The following is a 4,401-nucleotide window of genomic DNA, read 5'->3' as shown; positions in this document are numbered from 1 at the left end:
AATACCTTGATGAACGCGGCATAGCCCTGCCAGACTTCAAACTGGAGTTCGGAAGGAAAGATGGACAGATCCTGGTAGCCGACGAGATATCCTGCGATACATGCCGCTTCTGGGACAAGGAAACGGGAAGGTCCATGGATAAGGATATCTTCCGCTTCGACAAAGGAGATCTGACAAAAGCATATGAAGAAATAGCAAAACGCATAGCCCCTGAGATATTCCAGTGAGCCTTCAAAGGGGTTGATATCATGAAAAAATATGATGTTATAGTTGTCGGTGCAGGCGTTACAGGACTGCTTTCAGCTTTAGTGCTTGCAAAGCATGGAAAAAAGGTACTGATACTGGAAAAAAGCAAACAGGTAGGAGGCAACTGCAATAGTTATGTAGTGGATGGGTTCCAGGTGGACACCGGGGCGCATGCCATCACACATCTCATCGAAGGTCCGTTGAAAAGGCTCATGGAGAGCTACTTCGACTACCTGCCCGTATTCGAGGACTACGGAAACTATTTCATCCGCACGGACAAGCGTCTTGTGAAAGTGCCTTCCAATATCAAGGAGTTCGTGACATTCGATGTGTTGCCGAGGATGGACAGGCTGGCACTTAGCCAGGCTGTTACCAAAGCCCTTACATATACAACCTTTGGCATGGACCTCTCCAAGCAATCGGTATATGAATTCCTTCCCAGGAACCTCTCCCAGGATACATATGATTTTGCCGATACTATTTCTTATTTCCTTTCAGGCAAGGATATGAAACACACATCAGCACAGAGGGTACTTGAAGGAAGTGCATTTGTGCGGGATAGCGTAACACCTGAGCAGTTAGAGGAAATCCTGAAAACAGACGAAAAGAATGGTCATGAAGAGAAAGTACTGCAGAACCTGATTCCGTTGAATCTCCATACCTCACTGCAAACCCGCCTGAACAAGGTGTCAAGTCCCCTTACAACCCTGGGCAGGCTTGCCACTAACAAGGTAAGCTATTCCCAGGGATATCCGCGTAAAGGCCTCAAATCACTCCTTAATGCCATACTATATTCCCTGCCCAAGTCAGTAGAGATTATGGTGGAGAATCCTGTGCATAAGATCCTGACAGAGGAGGGAGTAGTAAAAGGCGTGGTGGCAGACGACACATACCTTGCTGACATGGTAATACACACAGGTTTTGCAAAGGATCTGCCATGTCTTGTAGAAGATCTGCCTTCCTCCTATGTCAAAGAACTAGAAGGCATCGTACAAACAAAAAGTCTTACTATCTGGCTTGGGCTGGACACTACAATGGAAGCTTTTAATTACATAGGTTCTGAGATCTGGTTCAGGGACAAGGCCTACTGGGCAATGCCCATCAGCAACTATGACTCATCCCTTGCGCCTGAAGGAAAACAACTGGTAGGTTTTACTTTTGTAATAGACCCGGAAAAGGATGACAGCTCTGAGATCAAAAAGGCCTATGAAACAATATACAACGCCGTTCCCGGCATCGGGGAACATGTAGAAATGAAGCATGAACAGATCATTATCCCTGAAAAAGCTGCAGTTACCATTGATGGGAACTTTGCAGACATCAGGACGCCCATAAAGAATCTGTATGTTGCAGGAACAGACACAGACCGGCGCAGTATGGGCATCACCCGTGCTGCATATTCTGTAATAGAGATGCTGCGTGTACTGAACATAGATAGTAACCTGCACAGGAGAGGAGGCCGGAACTCATCTCCTTAATACCATGGTCCGCAACCTGTCTGCAGCACTCTCGGTACGGTCAGCAATGCGACCTATGTTCTTGGAAAGTTCCAGGAAGAAATAAACACCTCCGCCACCAAGCAATTCTTCCTTCTCGAATATCTGTTTCATAACTTGTTTTTCGATAATGTCCACCTGGTGTTCCATTTCTTCTACCCTGGTAACAAGCTCCAGGGTTTCGTGTACATCCTTCTTCCCAAAAGAAGACTCAAGAAGCTCGCTTAGTGTGTCCACAAGAAGTTCATACATCTCCACTGTTGCCAGGGTCCTGGACATCAGTTCACGGAACCCCTCCTCGAGTTCTTTTGGTACCTGACAATTTCGTAGTGTAAGCCAGTAAGCTGCATCCTGACACTCATCAGAGATCGAATCCTGCGGTTTGAGGAAATTGAGGAGATCATCAGCATGGACCGGCAGCATGATCGTAGATGTGAGTTCCGCCCGTATGGTCTGTTTTATCACATCTGCCTCGTGCTCAAGGATATCGATCTCATTATTTAGGCGTAGCACAGTGGTCGTGTCACATTCAAAGTAAGCAGAAAGTTCCTCGCTTAACTTTCGGACAGCATCTCCTCCTTTAGTGGCATGCATGTGCAGAGGTCTGAAAGGAGATTTTGCAAAGACGCTTAGCACAGAGCGTATATATTCCCTTTTTGTCAAATTCCTATCCCCATAAGTCCTGTGAATATCAGAGCTGAAGTCAACGCTGCCACAGGCACCGTGATTATCCAGGATACTGCTATCTTTCCTATCACACTTAAATCAACCGCTGCAAGACCGCCTGCAAGACCGACACCTATCACAGATCCGACAAGTGTATGAGTGGTTGAGATAGGCAGGGAACTATAACTGTGCAGCACCACAACAGACGCAGTGGCAAACTCTGCACAGAAACCCCTTGTGGGAGTAAGTTCAGTTATCTTGTTACCAATGGTCTGTATCACTTTATAACCCCATGTAGCAAGCCCAAGCACCATCCCGAACCCGCCGATCACCATGATCCACGTGGGTATCTGCACACCATTCATACCCAGCACATTAAGTCCTGCATACAAAGGACCTATTGCATTTGCAACATCATTGGAACCGTGAGCAAATGCCATATAACATGCGGTCATGGTCTGAAGATATACGAACTTCTTTTCAACTGCAAAAGGTTTGTCAGTTTTTTGGAGGATAAAACGAGACACCAGCATGAATAGAATATATGCTACAAGAGCACCCAGCAAAGGGGAAACCAGCCAGCTTGCCACGATCTTGACCAGAACTGACCAATGTATCTCACTGTAAGATATGATCCCATGATAGGCCGATACCAATCCAAAACCAAGAACAGAACCAACTATCGAATGAGTGGTGGAAACAGGAAGATTATAAAAAGTAGCAAGCGTGATCCAGAAACCTGCAGCCAGGATCGCTGCAAGCATACCGATGACCACAAGATGTGGATCGATCATGCTAATATGTTCCACTGGAACAATACCCTTGGCAAGGGTGGAAGTGACACGCTTTCCAAAGAAAACAGCACCTAAGAACTCGAATACCGCCGCGATCAGGATAACCTGCTTAAGGGAAAGGGCACCACTGCCAACTGAAGTTCCCATGGCATTGGCAAGGTCATTTGCCCCTATGTTCCAGGCCATATATAATCCCGCAGCAACGAGAGCTATCACATAGGGATTAAAAATATCCATTTCCATTATCCTCCTATAACTACGTGGACAATTTAGGAAGATATAGATAAATGTAGGTACAATATTCTATATATCACTATATAGCCATATAGACCTAGAAGAAAGAATCAAGAGTCCTCTGGCACTTCAACTCTCTGATAAGACTTGCTTTTGGCCCCCATGCCTCAATGGGAGTTTGAAGCCTTGAGGACATATCCGCCAAAGCTGCACCTATGCTCTCGAACCTCTGCGGAGGATTCTGCAAAGCGTTGCGCGCAGCTTCCCTTACAACCCATACACCCAGAGGTGCCCAGTAATCGGGTGTGATCTCCCTTACCATGAACACCGTCGCCTGTCTACTGATACCGTTGAGGTACTCAAGGGCCCCAAGGCGTGCCGCATAATAACCACCTGCAAGACTGGAATATCCTTTTTTGCCGTCCATGCCCTCACCGTCGGCACCTATCCATGTGGAGTCACCCGACCATACAGCCCTGGGCATCCATATCTCTATTAGTTCATAGGAAAATACTCGGGGGATCAAGAGTATTTCGAAATGGTTACCGAAAGCTCCTCCGCTAAAGAGCATAATATCGCTTATCTGAGGATGATCCCGGACACTATGCAACAGATCCTTGCCCAGCATGTCGTCCACTGCTGTTATGGACCATCTGGTGGGTACCAGCTTGCGCTCTTTTCCGAGCAGTCCAATGGAAAGAAGACGGGTGATGTGGTCCTGAGAGATATTCGAGGAGATAAGCTCTGAAACAGCATCCTTTGCCAGGGCATCGTCATCATATACCAGATAATCGACCTTCTTTGGAACATGCGGGTTCTCAGTGATATCCAGATCCTTTAGATCGCCTGAAGGTCCCATAGGGGTCATTACGCTATCGAACTTCAATCTGTTAGACAGAGGCTTGTTGAACCAAGCTTCAGTATCCACAGGCGTTATAGAAAGGGCCAGTTCCTGAGATTTCAGG

At 46.8% G+C, this 4,401-nt stretch carries 5 protein-coding genes; 2 read left to right on the top strand and 3 right to left on the bottom strand.

Annotated features, from left to right (window positions below):
* Both AB7U21_RS10645 and AB7U21_RS10640 read left to right on the top strand, forming a co-directional pair.
* A partial coding sequence (locus AB7U21_RS10645) for a phosphoribosylaminoimidazolesuccinocarboxamide synthase (protein WP_428388918.1) occupies nucleotides 1-227 on the top strand: 227 nt, incomplete at its 5' end.
* Between the two features lie 21 nt (nucleotides 228-248).
* A complete protein-coding gene (locus AB7U21_RS10640) occupies nucleotides 249-1,724 on the top strand; it encodes a phytoene desaturase family protein (protein ID WP_428388916.1) in 1,476 nt (491 codons plus the stop codon).
* Here the strand turns inward: AB7U21_RS10640 and AB7U21_RS10635 are convergent.
* The 3 genes from AB7U21_RS10635 to AB7U21_RS10625 all read right to left on the bottom strand — a co-directional run.
* Nucleotides 1,713-2,405, bottom strand: a complete 693-nt coding sequence (locus AB7U21_RS10635; protein WP_333787098.1) for a TIGR00153 family protein — start codon at nucleotides 2,403-2,405, stop codon at nucleotides 1,713-1,715. The two genes, AB7U21_RS10640 and AB7U21_RS10635, sit on opposite strands and share 12 nt — an antisense overlap.
* Nucleotides 2,402-3,439 carry an inorganic phosphate transporter gene (locus AB7U21_RS10630; protein WP_428388920.1) on the bottom strand — a complete coding sequence of 346 codons (1,038 nt, stop codon included), beginning with the start codon at nucleotides 3,437-3,439 and terminating at the stop codon, nucleotides 2,402-2,404. The genes AB7U21_RS10635 and AB7U21_RS10630 overlap by 4 nt, the downstream gene beginning before the upstream one ends.
* Before the next feature lie 94 nt (nucleotides 3,440-3,533).
* Nucleotides 3,534-4,401: Nre family DNA repair protein (locus AB7U21_RS10625; protein WP_428388914.1), on the bottom strand; the 868-nt coding region annotated here is incomplete at its 5' end.

The sequence above is a fragment of the Methanomethylovorans sp. genome (assembly GCF_050177135.1).
Classification (GTDB): Archaea; Halobacteriota; Methanosarcinia; order Methanosarcinales; family Methanosarcinaceae; genus Methanomethylovorans.
This window is presented reverse-complemented; position numbering and strand designations above follow the sequence as displayed.

Coding starts and splice junctions, on each gene's coding strand:
- AB7U21_RS10630 (WP_428388920.1), bottom strand. CDS start 3,439: ATGGATATTTTTAATCCCTATGTGATAGCTCTCGTTGCTGCGGGATTA.
- AB7U21_RS10640 (WP_428388916.1), top strand. CDS start 249: ATGAAAAAATATGATGTTATAGTTGTCGGTGCAGGCGTTACAGGACTG.